Here is a 16,596-nt window from a genome sequence, read left to right as displayed (position 1 = left end):
CGGAATTGGGTAGCGAATGTCGGGTTTGGGCCGATCTGATCAGGTCCAAATCTCGCGCCTACCCAAAATAGCGTTCTTACAGCAACTCTGCGATCCCAATCGAATCGAACTGGCGGAATATCTGCACAATGCTCCAATGAATGGCAATTCATTATGCAATAAAGGAAAAACTATGGGCCAATTTACAATTACATTACCAAGCGGCTAACTACACTTGGAATACCCACAGCTCCCACAGGTCATGCAGCCCTCAACCATGCGCAGATCGTATTGGCCGCAACTGCTACACGCCTGACCTCGCGGTGCATCCAGGCCAACAACCTGCGCCTGCGGGTCGGACTTCAAGCCCATACCCTCACCTTCGATGAAACCTGTTGCGATCATATGCTGCTCGATCACACCGCCAATCGCCGCGAGTATCGACGGTATATACTTCCCCTGCATCCACGCCCCGCCACGCGGATCGAATACGGCCTTTAGCTCCTCAACCACGAAAGAGACATCACCGCCCCGACGAAACACCGCCGAAATCATCCGCGTCAAGGCGACAGTCCACGCAAAGTGCTCCATATTCTTGGAGTTGATAAACACCTCGAAGGGCCGCCTGCGCCCGCCCATCACAATGTCATTGATGGTGATGTAAAGCGCATGTTCGCTGTCGGGCCATTTGACCTTATAGGTATTGCCCTCCAACCCGTTCGGCCGGTCCAGCGGCTCCGACATATAGATGACATCGCCATGCGGCGTGGTCGGCTCTGCGTCTGAATTGGTGATGACTTCCGGTGCGTCTGCGGACGGCTTTTCCTCCGACACACTCAAAACAGAACCGGTGACCGCATTCGGCCGATAGGTTGTGCAGCCTTTGCAGCCTGTGTCCCAGGCTTGCATGTAGACATCTTTGAAGGCGTCGAAACCTATATCTTCCGGGCAGTTGATCGTCTTGGAGATTGAACTGTCCACCCATTTTTGAGCGGCAGCCTGCATCTTCACGTGATCCAAGGGCGCCAGCGTCTGGGCGTTCACAAAATGATCCGGCAGTTCCGCATCCCCGAATTTCTCACGCCATAAGTTCACCGCATAGTCCACCACCTCTTCCTCGGTGCGCGATCCATCTTTTTGCAAAACCTTGCGGGTGTATGCGTAGGCAAAAACAGGCTCGATCCCGGAAGACACATTGCCCGCATAAAGGCTGATCGTACCGGTTGGCGCAATCGACGTCAGCAGCGCGTTGCGAATACCGTGTTTGCGGACAGCCTCACGCACGTCTTCATCCATAGCCTGCATGGTGCCCGACGCCAGATAACCATCTGCGTCAAACAACGGAAAGGCCCCCTTTTCCTTCGCCAAATCCACCGACGCCAGATACGCGGCGCGGGCGATCCGGTGCAGCCAGTCCTCCGTCTGACGCGCCGCCGCGTCGGACCCGTAGCGCAGGCCGACCATCAACAGCGCATCGGCCAGCCCCGTCACACCCAGCCCGATACGCCGTTTTGCCCGCGCTTCCGCCGCCTGTGCCTCTAGCGGGAACTTGGAGGCATCGACCACATTGTCCATCATCCGAACGGCTGTGGCGACAAGCCCATCCAAGGCGTCTAAATCAAGTGCTGCAGTCTCTTCAAAGGCATCTTTGACAAGGCGGGACAGGTTGATGGACCCGAGCAGGCAGGCACCATAAGGCGGCAAGGGCTGCTCGCCGCAGGGATTGGTCGCGGCAATGGTCTCGCAATAATTCAGGTTGTTGGCGGCATTGATCCGGTCAATGAAGATAACGCCAGGCTCCGCATAATCATACGTCGCCTGCATGATCCGGTTCCACAGATCCAGCGCGCGCACGGCCCGATACGTCTTGCCGTCAAAGGATAGCTCCCAATCCGCATCTGCCTTCACTGCATCCATAAAGGGATCCGTGACCAGCACGGACATGTTGAACATCCGCAGCCGCGCCGGATCTGACTTGGCCGCAATAAAATCCTCGATGTCGGGGTGGTCACAGCGCATCGTCGCCATCATCGCGCCGCGGCGCGACCCCGCGGACATGATCGTGCGGCACATGGCGTCCCAGACGTCCATGAAACTCAACGGGCCAGAGGCATCCGCCGCCACTCCATGCACATCCGCACCTTTCGGACGGATGGTGGAAAAATCATAGCCGATCCCACCGCCCTGTTGCATGGTCAGGGCAGCTTCCTTTAGCATCTCGAAGATACCCCCCATGCTGTCGGGTACGGTCCCCATGACAAAGCAGTTGAAGAGGGTCACAGCGCGCGCGGTCCCCGCCCCCGCCGTGATCCGGCCCGCCGGCAGATACTTGAAATCCTCAAGCGCGTCGTAGAACTTCTCTTCCCAATGACCGGGCTTTTTCTCAACCCGCGCCAGATCCTTGGCGATCCGCCGCCAGGTGTCTTCGACCGTCACATCCTTCGGCGTGCCGTCGGCCTCCTTGAAACGGTACTTCATATCCCAGATCTGTTCGGCAATTGGGGCGGAAAAGCGGGTCATGGGTGCAGGTCCTCAAGTTGATTTGGGCGCCACGACAGGACTTGAACCTGCAACCTTCTCACATTAGTCTTCCGAAACGCCAATCTCGGCCTCGTGAGCGCTCTTCCAATTGAGCTACGTGGCGAACTCTCCGATTACACAAATGGGTGTGATCGGAGAGTACATTTACCCCAGATTCGTCCTGTTTTCCACAACAAGTTGAAGGTCATCCAGGCCAAACTAATATATATAGTGTATGGTGGCAGAGATTCTGGGGTTATATCAGTGGGAAAACCTGTGGATAAAACAGTCAATCTGATCAAGCTCTCCGTGGGCTCGGAAAGCGTGGAGACGCTGATCGCTTGGCAGGCGAGCAAACGGGCGCAGGGACCGGACGGTTTGCCACGCCACATCACCCGCATGTGGCCGAAACGCGAAGCTGAAATCCTGAACGGCGGCTCGATCTACTGGGTGGTCAAGGGGGCACTGCAGTGCCGCCAGCGGATCATCCGCCTTGACGAGGTGATCGGCGAAGACGGTATCCGCCGTTGCGCCATCGTGCTCGACCCAGAAGTTGTCCGCACCCAAAGCAGCCTGAAACGCCCGTTTCAGGGCTGGCGCTATCTGCCGGTCAGCGATGCGCCCCCCGACCTGCCAAAAGGGCGCGCGTCCGAAGACCCGCTGCCCGTCGAGATGAACCGCGCTTTGGCGGAAATTGGGGTCCTCTGATCGTCAGCCGGTCAGCTGCGCAATCAGCCCGTCGATCACCACGCGATCCGACGCCGATACTGGCGCCACACGGCTGCGCCACAGCGTGGCCTGCGACCGCAGAATGGGCTCTTCCCCAAGCACCTTCAGGTGGTTTGCCCGCAGGGTCTCTCCGCTTGAGGTGATATCGGCGATTGCCTCTGCCGTTTCATTTGCGACCGTACCTTCTGTTGCACCCTGGCTATCGACCAGTGCATAGTCAGCCACCCCACCGTGACGCAGATGCTCGCGCACCAGCCGGTGATACTTGGTTGCGATGCGCAGGCGCATGTTATGGACCGCGCGGAAGGCCGTTGCTGCCGCGTCCAGATCATCCAGCGTATCTACATCAATCCAGGCCTTTGGAACCGCCAGCACCAGATCGGCGTGGCCAAAGCCAAGTTCCTGCACGGGTTCGATCTGCTGCTCCCAGAGCGGCAGCCTTTCCTGCACAAGGTCTGTGCCGGTTACCCCGAAATGCAGGCGCCCGGTTGCCAGTTCGCGGGGCACTTCTCCGGCAGAGAGCAGCACCAGTGATACACCCCGAACGCCGTTCACAGCCCCGGCGTATTCACGCTCTGACCCCGTTCGGGTCAAGCTTATGCCGCGCTGATTGAACCAGTCGAAGGTCTTCTCCATCAACCGCCCCTTGGAGGGAACGCCCAGTTTCACGCTCATGCCTGCGCCTCCAACTCCAACATCAGACCGGGGCGCAATACCCCGCCCACCGCCGGGATTTCTGCGCCCTGTCCCAGTCGCCGCGTCAGCGCGTCATAACGGCCACCGGTCGCAAGGGCCGGCAGATCGGCACGGTTCGGACTGAAGAAGCCAAAAACGAAACCATCATAATATTCCATCGATGTGCGCCCGAAACTGGTCTCGAACGGCAGATTTTCCACGTCGACGCCCCGCGCCGCCAAAGCCTCCGCCCGCCTCGATATGCCATCCACAGCCGAAGAGATTGATGGCAGATCAACCGCGATGTCGCGCAGCTGCTCAAGCGCGAAGGGTAGCGTCTCCCGCACCCCCAGCAGCGCATCCAGCAGATCAACCTCGGCGGCGCTCACCGGCGGTGCCTTGGCATCGTCGCGCAGCGTCTGGATGCGGCGGTCGATCTCTGCCTGTGTGCGCTTGCCCACGAGCGGCGCATCGCAGGCGACATCGCCTGCCAGCAGTTTTTCACGTCGGGCGGACAGGGGCACGCGGCCCGAGAACCGATCCAGCAGCGCCCGAAACCGGCGCGGGCGCCAGATGTGGCGCAACAGAGCGGCCTTGCGCGGCGTGGTGGTTTTCAGCCCGCGCACAGCTGCGGTCAAAAGCCCGATATCCCCCGTTGCGGCGCGCAGGTTCAACGGGGCCACGGCCTGCGCGATCAGGGCAAACACCTCTGCATCGGAGGCGGCAGGATTGGCGCGATCAAACACCTCATAACCGACCTGAACATACTCATTGGCACGGTCCGGGTCATGTTCCTGACGGCGAAACACCTCGCCGGAATAGGTATAGCGCGCGGGCTCTGCCCCATCGGCCATATGCATCTGCACAACCGGCACGGTAAAATCCGGGCGTAGCATCTGCTCTCCGCGCAGGGCGTCGGAGGTCACATAGGCGCGCGCGCGGATTTCCTCGCCATAGAGATCGAGCAGGGTTTCCGCCGATTGCAGAATGGGCGTCTCCACCGGCACGGCCCCGGCTGCTTCAAAGCGCGCGCGCAACTCCGCTGCCCGCGCCAGCGTTTGCGCCCGCGTGATCATTTGGCAGTGCCACGATCCGGCAGATCATGTTGCGCGAGGATATCCCTGACTTTCGCCACCAGATCACCGCGCGGCACCTCGAACTGGCTGGGGCGATCTTTCCATTCCTCCAGCGTGGCGCTTTCGGCGATCTGCGCGCCCAGGATCAGATCCTTGATCTGGATGACGCCGCGCTCTTTCTCATCCCCGCCTTCGATTACAGCCACGGGGCTGCCGCGTTTGTCGGCGTATTTGAGCTGGTTGCCAAAGTTTTTAGGGTTGCCCAGATAGACCTCGGCCCGGATGCCAGCCTGACGCAGTTCGGCAACCATGACCTGATAGTCAGCCATGCGGTCGCGATCCATGATGGTCACAACAACGGGGCCCGCTTCGCTGGAGTGCATCCGCCCCTTGGCCTGCAGCGCGGCGAGGAGTCGGTCAACGCCGATGGAGACGCCTGTGGCGGGCACTTCCTGCCCGGTGAAACGCTTGACCAGATCATCATAGCGCCCGCCGCCCGCAACGGAGCCGAAATTGCGCGTGCGGCCTTTCTCGTCCTGAATGTCGAAGGTCAGTTCGGCCTCGTAGACCGGGCCGGTGTAGTATCCGAGGCCGCGCACCACAGAGGGGTCGATAATAATGCGGTCGGGGCCGTAGCCGCCTGCAAAAACCAGATTGGCGATTTGCCCGAGCTCTTGAACGCCTTTCTGGCCGACACTTGAGGATCCAACAACATCAGTGAGGTAGGCCACCATGTTCTGATTGACGTTTACATCATTTCTATCATCAAGATGGGCCTGTTGGGTCTTCGCGTCTGACACCACCTCGTCGTTGGCGCGCAGGAAGGACATGATAACATCGGACTGTTGTGCCGACAGGCCAGCACCTTCAGTATAGTCACCGCTTTCATCCTTACGACCCTGACCGAGCAATGCATACACGCCGCCAAACCCTAGCCGGTCCAGTTTGTCGATGGCACGGAGGACAATGCCACGCTCGCATTCTTTGTCGTCGCCTGCGAGGCCTGCAACTTCGAGCACACCGTTCAACACCTTGCGGTTGTTCACGCGGATCACATAGTCGCCGCGCGGGATGCCGACCTCTTCGAGGCAATCAGCGAGCATTGCGCAGATTTCGGCATCAGCCGCGACGGAAGGCGCGCCAACTGTATCCGCATCACACTGATAAAACTGGCGAAACCGCCCCGGCCCGGGCTTTTCATTGCGCCAGACGGGGCCCATCGCATAGCGACGATAGGGCTTGGGCAGGTCGTTCTGATGTTGCGCGTAAACCCGCGCCAAGGGGGCCGTCAGGTCATAGCGCAGCGCCAGCCAATCGCCCGGCTTGTCGGCATCCGCATCCTCCTGCCAGGCAAAGACGCCCTCGTTCGGGCGATCCACGTCCGGCAGGAATTTCCCCAAAGCCTCCACGGTCTCCACGCCCGAGCTTTCCAGCGCGTCGAACCCATAGCGATGATAGACCGCCGCGATCTTGCGTAGCATTTCGGTGCGCTGGGTGACCTCAGCGCCGAAATAGTCACGAAAGCCCTTGGGCGTTTCCGCCTTGGGTCGTGGGGTCTTTTTGGGTTTGGCCATGGTTCGCCCTCTGGCTTGTCGGTGTCGCGCGCGGTCTAGCCCAAGGGACCAAGGGGGGCAAGGCACGGTCTTTATTCAGGCGCCCGCGCGTGCTAGGCGCGGGCCATGGAAAAACTGGAAGAACAGATCGCGCATCTGACGCGCACGGTCGAGGACCTGTCCGACGTGGTCGCCCGTCAGGAGACGGAGATTGCCACGCTGACGCGCCGGGTCTTCATGCTGATGCAGCGCGAAGGCGAACGCGAGGCGCAGGCCTCGGGTGGCGTTGTGGTTGGCGAGGAGCGTCCGCCACACTACTAAGGCGCGCCACGGGCGTCAGATATCCTCGACCTCCAGCACCCCGGTCAGGGATTTGATCGCACCCTTGATCTGCGGGTTCACCACAAATTCCTGCCCAAGTGCGACCTCAACCTCGCCGGGCAGGCTTGAGTCCATCAGGCAGAATTCCACAGGTCCGCGCCCGGCTTTTCTGGCAGAGACGGTCGCGCCTTCCAAGACGCTCGCCACGGCTGCAATAGCCTCAGGCGCGTCAATGAAGATCTTGAGCCCGCTGCCACCGGCGTCAGCCACTACCGCATCCGCAGGTCCGACAGTCCGGCCCAGCAGCTTGAGCTGGTCCGCCTCCATCGTCGCTTCGACCGTGACAATGACCTTGGACCCGGTCTCCAGATGCTCCCGCGCGGCTTCAAGCGTATCGGAAAAGAGCGTCACCTCATAGGCACCCGTAGGGTCAGACATCTGCACAAAGGCGAACCGATTGCCGCGCGCCGATTTCCGCTCCTGCCTGCCTGCAACGATGCCCGCCAGCCGCGCATTCATCGCACCGGTCTGGGTGACTTTTTCGGTCAGTTCGTCCAGCGTCAGGAAGGGCACCCCGCGATCATTGGCTGTTTTGCGTTTCAACGGGGCCATATAGTCATCCAGTGGGTGGCCTGAGAGATAGAAGCCCACCGCCTTGAATTCTTCCCCCAACCGTTCGGCGGGCAACCAGTCCTGAACCGGGTGCAGCCGTGGCTCGGGCAGGTCTTCCCCGGCCTCTCCAAAGAGCGAGACCTGGTTGGAGGACTTCTGTTCGTGAATGGCTGCAGAATAGCTCACCAGCGCATCCAGCGCGTCAAAGACACGGTGCCGGTTGGCATCCAGCTGGTCAAACGCGCCCGAGCGCGCCAGCATCTCCAACGGGCGCTTGCCCACACGTTTCAGATCCACCCGACGGGCGAGATCGAAAAGCGTGGCAAAGGGTTTGTCGGGGCTGTTCTCTGCGCTCGGGTCCGCGCGACGCCCGTCGGTGATCAGCTTCATCGCCTCCAACCCGACGTTTTTCAACGCGCCCAGGGCATAGACCAACGCGCCATCCACCACCTTGAACGTCGCATCCGAGCGGTTCACGCAGGGTGGCACCCAGGGCAGTTGCAACTGCTTGCGCACCTCTTCGAAATAGACCGCCAGCTTGTCGGTCAGATGGATATCGCAGTTCATCACACCGGCCATGAATTCCACCGGGTGGTTGGCCTTGAGCCACGCCGTCTGGTAACTGACAACCGCATAGGCCGCCGCGTGGGATTTGTTGAACCCATAGTTGGCGAATTTCTCCAACAGGTCGAAAACCTCGGTGGCCTTCTTCTTGTCCACCCCGTTTTCCTGCGCGCCCTTTTCGAATTTCGGACGTTCCTTGGCCATTTCCTCGGCGATCTTCTTGCCCATCGCGCGGCGCAGCAGGTCCGCGCCGCCAAGGCTGTAGCCCGCCATGACCTGCGCGATTTGCATCACCTGTTCCTGATAGACGATAATGCCTTGGGTTTCCTTGAGAATATCATCGATCAGCGGGTGAATGGATTCAAGCTGCCGCAGCCCGTTCTTGACCTCGCAGTAGGTCGGAATGTTCTCCATCGGGCCGGGGCGGTAAAGCGCGACCAGCGCCACAATGTCTTCGATGCAGGTCGGTTTCATGCGTTTGAGCGCATCCATCATACCCGAGCTTTCCACCTGGAACACGGCCACGGTCTTGGCGGAAGCGTAAAGCTTGTAGGAGGCTTCATCATCCAGTGGGATGGTGCCGATGTCGTCTTCCAACCCATCGGGGGGTGCAAAAAGCTCGGTCCCGTCTGCCGCGATGTGCAGATGCCGCCCCGACGCCTTGATTTGATCCACCGCGTTCTGGATCACGGTCAGCGTTTTCAGGCCCAGAAAGTCGAACTTCACCAGACCGGCCTGCTCTACCCATTTCATGTTGAACTGGGTTGCGGGCATGTCCGAGCGCGGGTCCTGATAGAGCGGCACCAGCGCGTCCAGCGGTCTATCACCGATCACCACGCCCGCCGCGTGGGTGGAGGCATTGCGCAAGAGCCCCTCGACCTGCTGGCCGTACTCCAGCAGCCGGGCCACGACCTCCTCATTGCGCGCCTCTTCGCGCAGGCGCGGCTCATCCGCCAGCGCCTTTTCAATGCTGACGGGCTTCACGCCCTCAACCGGGATCATCTTGGACAGGCGGTCCACCTGACCATATGGCATTTGCAAAACGCGCCCAATGTCGCGCACAGCAGCCTTTGACAAAAGCGCGCCGAAAGTGATGATTTGTCCCACCTTGTCGCGGCCATACTTCTCCTGAACGTACCTAATGACCTCTTCGCGGCGATCCATACAGAAATCGATGTCAAAGTCCGGCATCGACACTCGTTCCGGGTTCAGAAACCGCTCGAACAGCAGGTTGTACCGCAGCGGATCGAGATCAGTAATAGTCAGCGCATAAGCCACCAGCGAGCCCGCGCCCGACCCCCGGCCCGGCCCTACGGGGATGTCACTGTCCTTGGCCCATTTGATGAAGTCGGCCACGATCAGGAAGTACCCCGGAAACCCCATGCCTTCGATAATACCCAGCTCGAAATCGAGCCGTTTTTCATACTCCTCGACACTGGTCGCATGCGGGATGATCGCCAGCCGATCCTTGAGACCCGCCTGCGACTGCCGCCGGAGCTCTTCGATCTCATCATCGGCGAATTTAGGTAGGATAGGATCGCGCCTGTAGGCCTGAAACGCGCAGCGCCTTGCGATTTCCACCGTGTTTTCAATCGCCTCCGGAAGATCGGCAAAAAGCGTGACCATCTCGGGCTGGGACTTGAAATAATGCTGCGCGGTCAGGCGGCGGCGCGCATCCTGCTGATCGACATAGGCTCCTTCGGCGATGCAAATCAGCGCGTCATGCGCCTCGTACATATCCGATTTCGGGAAATAGACGTCGTTGGTGGCAACCAACGGCAGGTCCATGGCATAGGCCATTTCGACAAAACCACGCTCGGTCAGGCGTTCCGCCTCCGGTTGCCCGGCTTCCGTGGGATGACGTTGCAATTCGACATAGAGCCGATCGCCGAAATCCGATTTAAGCCGATCCATCACCTCCTGCGCTGCAGGTCTTTGCCCCGCCTGCAACAGCTTGCCAACCGGCCCTTCGGGACCGCCGGTCAGGCAGATCACATCTTCTGAATATCGCCCCAATTGGTCCAACGTCACCTGCGGGAGCGCCCCACCCTTGTCGATGTAGAGGCAAGAGTTGAGCTTCATCAGGTTTTCATATCCTGTCTCGCTCTGCGCCAGCAGCACCACCGGCGCGGGCAGGCGCGGCTTGTCACCGGGTCGCGCCTCAACATAGGTGACATCTACCTGACAGCCGAGGATAGGCTGTACCCCTGCCCCCGCCATCGCCACGGAAAACTCCAGTGCTGCGAACATATTGTTGGTATCTGTGAGTGCCAGCGCGGGCATCTCAGCGTCACGGCAAAGGCCGGGCAGTTTTTTCAACCGCAGCGCCCCTTCGAGAAGGGAGTACTCGGAATGGCTGCGCAGGTGAATGAATCGGGGATTTTTGCTCATCCCATGACACTAATTCAGCACGTGCATCGCCGCCAGCGGGAACACCCCGCGATGTCATTTTTTGAGCGCGCCAGCCAACCGGCGATGCGTCACCTCGCCTTTCTCCTTGCAAATCAAGGTGGGCCCCGCTTAGCCTCTGGTCCGTTACTGCTCGCCTCTCGTTCTACGCCGCATCGAACGACTGGCATAAGGAGCCCCTTGGTACCGCGGCGGATCTGACGGAATGGACATTGCGTTTCGCCTAAACGGAGAAACAGTGGCGCTGCGGGATGTGGCGCCCACCACGACCTTGCTGGACTGGTTGCGCGAGGACCGCGGCCTGACCGGCACCAAGGAAGGCTGCAACGAGGGCGATTGCGGTGCCTGTTCCGTGATGGTCACGGATGATACCGGCGCGCAGGCGCTCAATGCCTGCATCCTGTTCCTGCCCCAGCTTAACGGCAAGGCGGTGCGCACAGTGGAGGGGATTGCAGCGCCAGATGGCAGTCTGCACCCGGTGCAACAGGCGATGGTGGATCATCACGGCAGCCAATGCGGATTTTGCACACCGGGGTTCATCGTCTCGATGGCGACCGCCCATCTGCAGGGCAAGACGGATCATGACACGCAGCTGGCTGGCAATCTCTGCCGATGCACGGGCTACGCGCCGATCATTCGCGCCGCCGTTGCCGCGGAATGCGCGCCTGTTCCTGCCCATATGCACGATGAACCGGTGGAGAAAGCGCCGTCAGATCCCGGAGGGCTGTATGTGCAGCCGCGATCAGCCGATGAGCTGGCGGCATGGTACCTGAACCATCCCAAGGCGACACTGATTGCGGGGGCCACGGATGTCGGTCTCTGGGTCACCAAGCAGTTTCGCGATCTGGGGCCCGTCGCCTTTCTGAACGGATGCGCCGATCTTACGGGGATCGAAGAGAGCGCAGAGGGCCTGCGGATCGGGGCCATGACCACCCTGACGGACATGGAAACGGCGATTGAACCGCTCTACCCGTCTTTTGCGGCGATGATCCGGCGATACGGCTCCGTACAGGTGCGCAATGCCGCGACCATCGGGGGCAATATCGCCAATGGCTCACCCATCGGGGACGGGCCGCCCGCGCTTATCGCGCTAGGGGCAACACTGCATTTGCGGCAGGGCCAGACGCGGCGCAGCCTGCCTCTGGAGGACTTCTTTCTCGACTACGGCAAACAGGACCGGCACCCCGGTGAATTTATCGAAGCCATCACCATTCCGCATCAGCCAGACAGGTTGCGGTGCTACAAACTGTCAAAACGGTTTGATCAGGACATCTCTGCCCTCTGCGCCTGCCTGTCGGTCACCGTGGACAGCGGCCAGGTCACACGCGCGCATCTTGCCCTTGGCGGCATGGCAGGCATCCCGAAACGCGCGGCGACGGCGGAAGCCGCTTTGGTTGGCGCCCCGTGGTCCGAAGATACTGTGCGGTCTGCGATGCAGGCACTAGCCGAAGACTTCCAGCCCCTCTCAGACATGCGGGCCAGCGCAGCTTACCGGCTGAAAACCGCGCAGAACATGCTGCTGCGCTACTGGCATGCGGATCAGGGCGCGGTGGTCAGCCCGTTGGAAGTGACGCCATGAGCGTGGCCAAACCGCTGCCGCATGATGCTGCTCTGCTGCACGTTACTGGCGCCGCGCGCTATGTCGATGACATTCCCGCGCCAAAGGATGCGCTGCACCTGGCCTTCGGCCTTTCAGAAGTTGCGGCTGGCGCGTTGAACGGCATGGATCTGTCCCGGGTACGCGCCGCGCCGGGCGTTATCGCGGTTCTGACGGCGCAGGATTTACCGTTCGAGAATGACGTGTCCGCCTCGAACCACGACGAACCGCTTTTGGCCACGAATGTGGTGCACTACGTCGGTCAGCCCTTGTTTGTTGTCGCCGCCACGTCTCATCTGGCCGCGCGTCATGCCGCGCGCCTCGGCGACATCGACATCACGCCCGGCCAAGCGGTTTTAAGTATCGAAGAGGCGTTGGCCCAAGACAGTCGTTTCGAAGATGGACCCCGCGTCTACGGACGGGGTGATGTCGAACAGGCACTGAGCACTGCACCTCATAAAATCAGCGGTCAGCTTGAGGTTGGCGGACAGGAGCATTTCTATCTTGAGGGACAGGCGGCATTGGCGCTGCCGCAGGAAGAGGGTGACATGGTGGTGATGAGTTCCACCCAGCATCCCACCGAAATTCAGCACAAGGTGGCCGAGGCGCTTGGCAAGCCGATGCATGCCGTCCGGGTTGAAACCCGGCGCATGGGCGGTGGTTTTGGGGGTAAGGAAAGTCAGGGCAACGCGCTTGCCGTCGCTTGTGCTATTGTAGCGCAGGCCACCGGGCGCCCGTGCCGCATGCGCTATGACCGCGATGACGACATGATCGTGACGGGCAAGCGCCATGATTTCCGCATCGACTATACTGTTGGTTTTGATGACGACGGGGGCGTGCTGGGGATCGATTTCACGCATCATGCCCGCTGCGGATGGGCGCAGGACTTGTCCTTGCCGGTTGCTGATCGGGCCATGTTGCACGCCGATAACGCCTATTTCCTACCCGCTGTGCGCATCACCAGTCACCGGCTGAAAACCAACACGCAGAGCGCGACGGCATTCAGGGGATTCGGCGGGCCGCAGGGTATGTTGGGCATCGAACGGGTGATGGATCATATCGCCAGCCATCTTGGTCGCGAACCACTCAGCGTGCGACGTAAGAACTTTTATGCCTCCGGCGGGGATACTTCCGGCCAGAAGAAGCGCAACATGACGCCCTATGGCCAGGCGGTTGAAGATTTTATCCTGCCTGAGATGACGGACGCGCTTGTGGCGTCCAGCGATTATGAAACCCGCCGGGCGTCGGTGGCGTCATGGAACGCGCAAAACCCGATCCTCAAAAAAGGGATCGCGCTGACACCAGTCAAATTTGGCATCTCCTTCACGCTCACCCATCTCAATCAGGCGGGCGCGCTGGTGCATGTCTATCAGGATGGCTCGATCCACCTGAACCACGGCGGCACAGAGATGGGGCAGGGCCTGTTCCAGAAAGTGGCGCAGGTGGCGGCGGCCAGATTTGGCGTGGACGTGGCGCAAGTCAAGATCACCGCGACCGACACCGGTAAAGTGCCGAATACCTCCGCAACCGCCGCCTCCTCCGGCAGTGATCTAAATGGCATGGCGGTTCAGGCAGCTTGCGATACCATCCGAAAGCGCATGGCAGACTTGTTGGCCGAACGACATCAGTGTTCCGCTGCCGAGGTTGTTTTTCAGGAGGGCACGGTCGAGGTCGCGGGCGCGTGCTACAGTTTTGCAGAGGTCGCGCAGATGGCCTATTTCGCCCGTGTCAGCCTATCGGCGACAGGGTTCTACAAGACACCGAAAGTAAAATGGGACCGGATCAAGGGCGAGGGCCGTCCGTTTTTCTACTTTGCGTATGGCGCGGCCGTCACGGAAGTCGTGATCGACACATTGACCGGCGAAAACCGTATCCTGCGGGCGGACATTCTGCATGATGTGGGAAGCTCGCTGAACCCAAGCCTCGACATTGGCCAGATTGAAGGCGGCTATGTGCAGGGCGCGGGCTGGCTGACCACGGAAGAACTGGTTTGGGATGATAAGGGCCATTTGCGCACACATGCACCTTCGACCTACAAGATCCCCGCCTGTTCAGACCGACCGGATGTCTTCAACGTCGCGCTCTGGGAGGGCGAAAACCGGGAGGAGACGGTTTATCGCTCTAAGGCGGTGGGGGAGCCGCCACTGATGCTGGGCATCTCGGCCTATGCCGCGCTCTGCGATGCGGTGCAGGCCTGCGGGCCAGCCTATGCTGACCTGCAGACACCAGCCACAGCCGAAGCCGTTTTCGCGGCGGTGCAAAGGACCCGGCAGTGAGCGCGCTCTATGTCGAAATCCTCGCCACCAAGGGCTCGACCCCGCGTGATACGGGTACGGCAATGAAGGTGACGGCAACGGAGACCTTCGGCACGATCGGGGGCGGCGCGCTGGAGTATGATGCCACCGCGCGGGCCCGTGCCATTCTCGCGGCGGATGGACCGGAAGAGACACAGACCCTGCCCCTTGGTCCTGGTCTCGGGCAATGCTGCGGTGGCTCGGTAACCTTGCAGTTTACGCGCACGCCGCGTCCGACAGACCAGATCGATGCGACGCGGGATACGACCCGCGAAACCCAAGTGCATACGGCCCCGATGTGGATCTGGGGCGCCGGACATGTGGGTCGGGCAGTCGTTAGGGCGTGTCCCTCCCACAGCTTCAAAATCACGTGGATCGACAGCACCGCAGACCGCTTTCCCGCCGAGGTTCCAGAGGCTGTCACCGTCACACCTGTCAGGGACATGCCGATGCTCGCAGCGCACGCACCAGCCGATGCACATCACCTGATCTTCACCTATTCGCATGACATTGATCTCACCCTTTGTGCTGCGCTGCTGAAACGCGGATTTGCCTCTTGCGGTTTGATCGGCTCGGACACCAAATGGGCGCGGTTTCAAAAACGCTTGAGGGCAGCGGGGCTTGACCCGGCGCCTGTCACTTGCCCCATCGGCGACAAATCTCTTGGCAAACACCCCGATGCCATTGCCCGTGGCACCGTGGGCATGTTGCTTTCACAGCTTGAGGCTCCCGCATGACCCCGCTCCTGTCTCTCGCTGGTCTGACCAAGGCCTACCCCGGCGTCGTGGCCAATGACGACGTCTCGCTGTCCATCGCACCGGGTGAAGTCCATGCATTGCTGGGCGAAAACGGCGCCGGCAAATCAACGCTGGTGAAAATGATCTATGGGCTGGCGAAACCCGATCAGGGCGAGATGCAGATGCATGGGCGCCCCTTTGCACCATCGGAACCACGCGCCGCCCGCGCGGCGGGTGTCGGTATGGTGTTCCAGCACTTCTCGCTCTTTGATGCCTTGACCGTGGCCGAAAACATCGCGCTCGGGATGGAAAACGCCCCGAAGTTGAGAGATCTCGCGCAGCGTATCAGGGAAGTTTCGGACACCTACGGGTTGCCGCTCTCCCCCGACAGGATTGTCGGTGATCTCTCCGCAGGAGAGCGCCAACGGGTGGAGATCATCCGCTGCCTTTTGCAGGAGCCCAAGCTGCTGATCATGGATGAGCCCACATCTGTTCTGACCCCGCAAGAGGTCGATATCCTGTTCGAAACCCTGCGCAAGCTCAGCGCGGAGGGCACGGCAATTCTCTATATATCTCATAAGCTTGAAGAAATTCGCACGCTCTGTGACGCAGCGACGATCCTGCGGCTGGGGAAAGTGGTCGGCGACTGCATCCCTCGCGAGACGACCGCGCGGGACATGGCCGAAATGATGGTGGGAAAGGTGCTCGGCACACCAACGCGAACCGCCGTTGTGCAGGAGGATATTGTGTTGGCAGTGAATGGCCTGTCGCGCCCATCGCCCTCTGCCTTCGGGATGCCATTGCGCGACATATCCATTACACTGCGCAAGGGCGAAGTGTTGGGCATTGGCGGGGTCGCCGGGAACGGACAGGACGAATTACTGGCAGCACTCTCGGGTGAAATGCTGTCGCCGCCCGGGATGATCAACTTCAAGGACAATGACATCGGTGCATTGGGTCCAAATGCCCGGCGTGCCCGTGGCGTGCTGGCAGCACCCGAAGAACGGTTGGGCCATGCCGCAGCACCGGATATGTCACTGACCGAAAACGCCATGCTGACCGGTGCAGCCCGCGAGGGTTTGGAAAAACACGGGTTCCTGGATTGGTCCGCCGCGCGAAGCTTTGCCGAGCGGATTATCGAGGCATTCGACGTAAGAACGCCGAGCCCCGGGAATGCGGCACGATCCCTCTCCGGGGGGAACTTGCAGAAATTCGTGATTGGACGGGAAGTGCTGCAACGCCCGGAGGTGTTGGTGGTCAACCAACCGACATGGGGCGTAGATGCCTCTGCCGCAGCGTCCATACGACAGGCGCTGCTTGATCTTGCCACCGAGGGAGCAGCCGTGATCGTAATCAGCCAGGACCTTGATGAGCTGATGGAGATTGCGGACCGCTTTGCCGCGCTGAACGAGGGGCGGTTGTCTGCGCCACAACCCACCAGCGGGTTGAGTGTGGAGCAGATCGGGCTGATGATGGGCGGCGCCCACGGTATGGAGGTGGCACATGTGTAGCCTGTTACACCAAAAGAGA

The 16,596-nt window shown here is 60.6% G+C and carries 11 protein-coding genes and 1 tRNA gene; 6 read left to right on the top strand and 6 right to left on the bottom strand.

Going from position 1 to position 16,596, the window contains the following annotated elements; translation table 11 throughout:
• Nucleotides 1–204 precede the first annotated feature (204 nt).
• Together Q1A52_RS18085 and Q1A52_RS18080 are read right to left on the bottom strand one after the other, a co-directional pair.
• A complete protein-coding gene (locus tag Q1A52_RS18085) occupies nucleotides 205–2,499 on the bottom strand; it encodes an adenosylcobalamin-dependent ribonucleoside-diphosphate reductase (RefSeq protein ID WP_300018563.1) in 2,295 nt (764 codons plus the stop codon).
• Between the two features lie 23 nt (nucleotides 2,500–2,522).
• Nucleotides 2,523–2,623 (bottom strand) — tRNA-OTHER (locus Q1A52_RS18080).
• A gap of 152 nt (nucleotides 2,624–2,775) precedes the next feature.
• On the opposite strand from Q1A52_RS18080, the gene Q1A52_RS18075 reads away from it, so the two are divergent.
• Nucleotides 2,776–3,207 carry a DUF1489 domain-containing protein gene (locus Q1A52_RS18075; RefSeq protein ID WP_300018560.1) on the top strand — a complete coding sequence of 144 codons (432 nt, stop codon included), beginning with the start codon at nucleotides 2,776–2,778 and terminating at the stop codon, nucleotides 3,205–3,207.
• 3 nt (nucleotides 3,208–3,210) lie between these two features.
• On the opposite strand, the gene hisG is transcribed toward Q1A52_RS18075, so the two are convergent.
• From hisG to hisS, 3 genes are read right to left on the bottom strand one after another with little or no spacing between them, the layout of a single operon-like run.
• Nucleotides 3,211–3,903, bottom strand: a complete 693-nt coding sequence (gene hisG, locus Q1A52_RS18070; protein ID WP_300018557.1) for an ATP phosphoribosyltransferase — start codon at nucleotides 3,901–3,903, stop codon at nucleotides 3,211–3,213.
• Nucleotides 3,900–4,979, bottom strand: a complete 1,080-nt coding sequence (locus tag Q1A52_RS18065; protein ID WP_300018554.1) for an ATP phosphoribosyltransferase regulatory subunit — start codon at nucleotides 4,977–4,979, stop codon at nucleotides 3,900–3,902. The genes hisG and Q1A52_RS18065 overlap by 4 nt, the downstream gene beginning before the upstream one ends.
• Nucleotides 4,976–6,553 carry a histidine--tRNA ligase gene (gene hisS, locus Q1A52_RS18060; RefSeq protein ID WP_300018551.1) on the bottom strand — a complete coding sequence of 526 codons (1,578 nt, stop codon included), beginning with the start codon at nucleotides 6,551–6,553 and terminating at the stop codon, nucleotides 4,976–4,978. The genes Q1A52_RS18065 and hisS overlap by 4 nt, the downstream gene beginning before the upstream one ends.
• Nucleotides 6,554–6,658: 105 nt before the next feature.
• On the opposite strand from hisS, the gene Q1A52_RS18055 reads away from it, so the two are divergent.
• Nucleotides 6,659–6,853 carry a SlyX family protein gene (locus tag Q1A52_RS18055; protein ID WP_300018548.1) on the top strand — a complete coding sequence of 65 codons (195 nt, stop codon included), beginning with the start codon at nucleotides 6,659–6,661 and terminating at the stop codon, nucleotides 6,851–6,853.
• A gap of 15 nt (nucleotides 6,854–6,868) precedes the next feature.
• Here Q1A52_RS18055 and dnaE read toward each other — a convergent pair whose 3' ends face one another.
• Nucleotides 6,869–10,420, bottom strand: a complete 3,552-nt coding sequence (dnaE, locus tag Q1A52_RS18050; RefSeq protein ID WP_300018545.1) for a DNA polymerase III subunit alpha — start codon at nucleotides 10,418–10,420, stop codon at nucleotides 6,869–6,871.
• Between the two features lie 223 nt (nucleotides 10,421–10,643).
• On the opposite strand from dnaE, the gene xdhA reads away from it, so the two are divergent.
• Genes xdhA through Q1A52_RS18030 form a run of 4 tightly spaced genes read left to right on the top strand, consistent with a single transcriptional unit; the run spans nucleotide 10,644 to nucleotide 16,577 of the window.
• A complete protein-coding gene (gene xdhA, locus Q1A52_RS18045) occupies nucleotides 10,644–12,017 on the top strand; it encodes a xanthine dehydrogenase small subunit (protein ID WP_300018542.1) in 1,374 nt (457 codons plus the stop codon).
• Nucleotides 12,014–14,311 (top strand): xanthine dehydrogenase molybdopterin binding subunit, encoded by a 2,298-nt coding sequence (gene xdhB / locus Q1A52_RS18040; RefSeq protein ID WP_300018539.1) that lies wholly within the window; start codon nucleotides 12,014–12,016, stop codon nucleotides 14,309–14,311. Before xdhA ends, xdhB begins: the two co-directional genes overlap by 4 nt.
• Entirely contained in the window at nucleotides 14,308–15,066 is a 759-nt protein-coding gene (gene xdhC, locus Q1A52_RS18035; protein WP_300018536.1) for a xanthine dehydrogenase accessory protein XdhC, read from the top strand. Before xdhB ends, xdhC begins: the two co-directional genes overlap by 4 nt.
• Nucleotides 15,063–16,577, top strand: a complete 1,515-nt coding sequence (locus Q1A52_RS18030; RefSeq protein ID WP_300018533.1) for an ABC transporter ATP-binding protein — start codon at nucleotides 15,063–15,065, stop codon at nucleotides 16,575–16,577. Before xdhC ends, Q1A52_RS18030 begins: the two co-directional genes overlap by 4 nt.
• Nucleotides 16,578–16,596: the final 19 nt, after the last annotated feature.

The sequence above is a fragment of the uncultured Roseobacter sp. genome, assembly GCF_947488185.1.
Taxonomy (GTDB): domain Bacteria; phylum Pseudomonadota; class Alphaproteobacteria; order Rhodobacterales; family Rhodobacteraceae; genus Roseobacter.
Note: the sequence above shows the minus strand (reverse complement) of the source record. Positions and strands in the feature narration are given on the sequence as shown.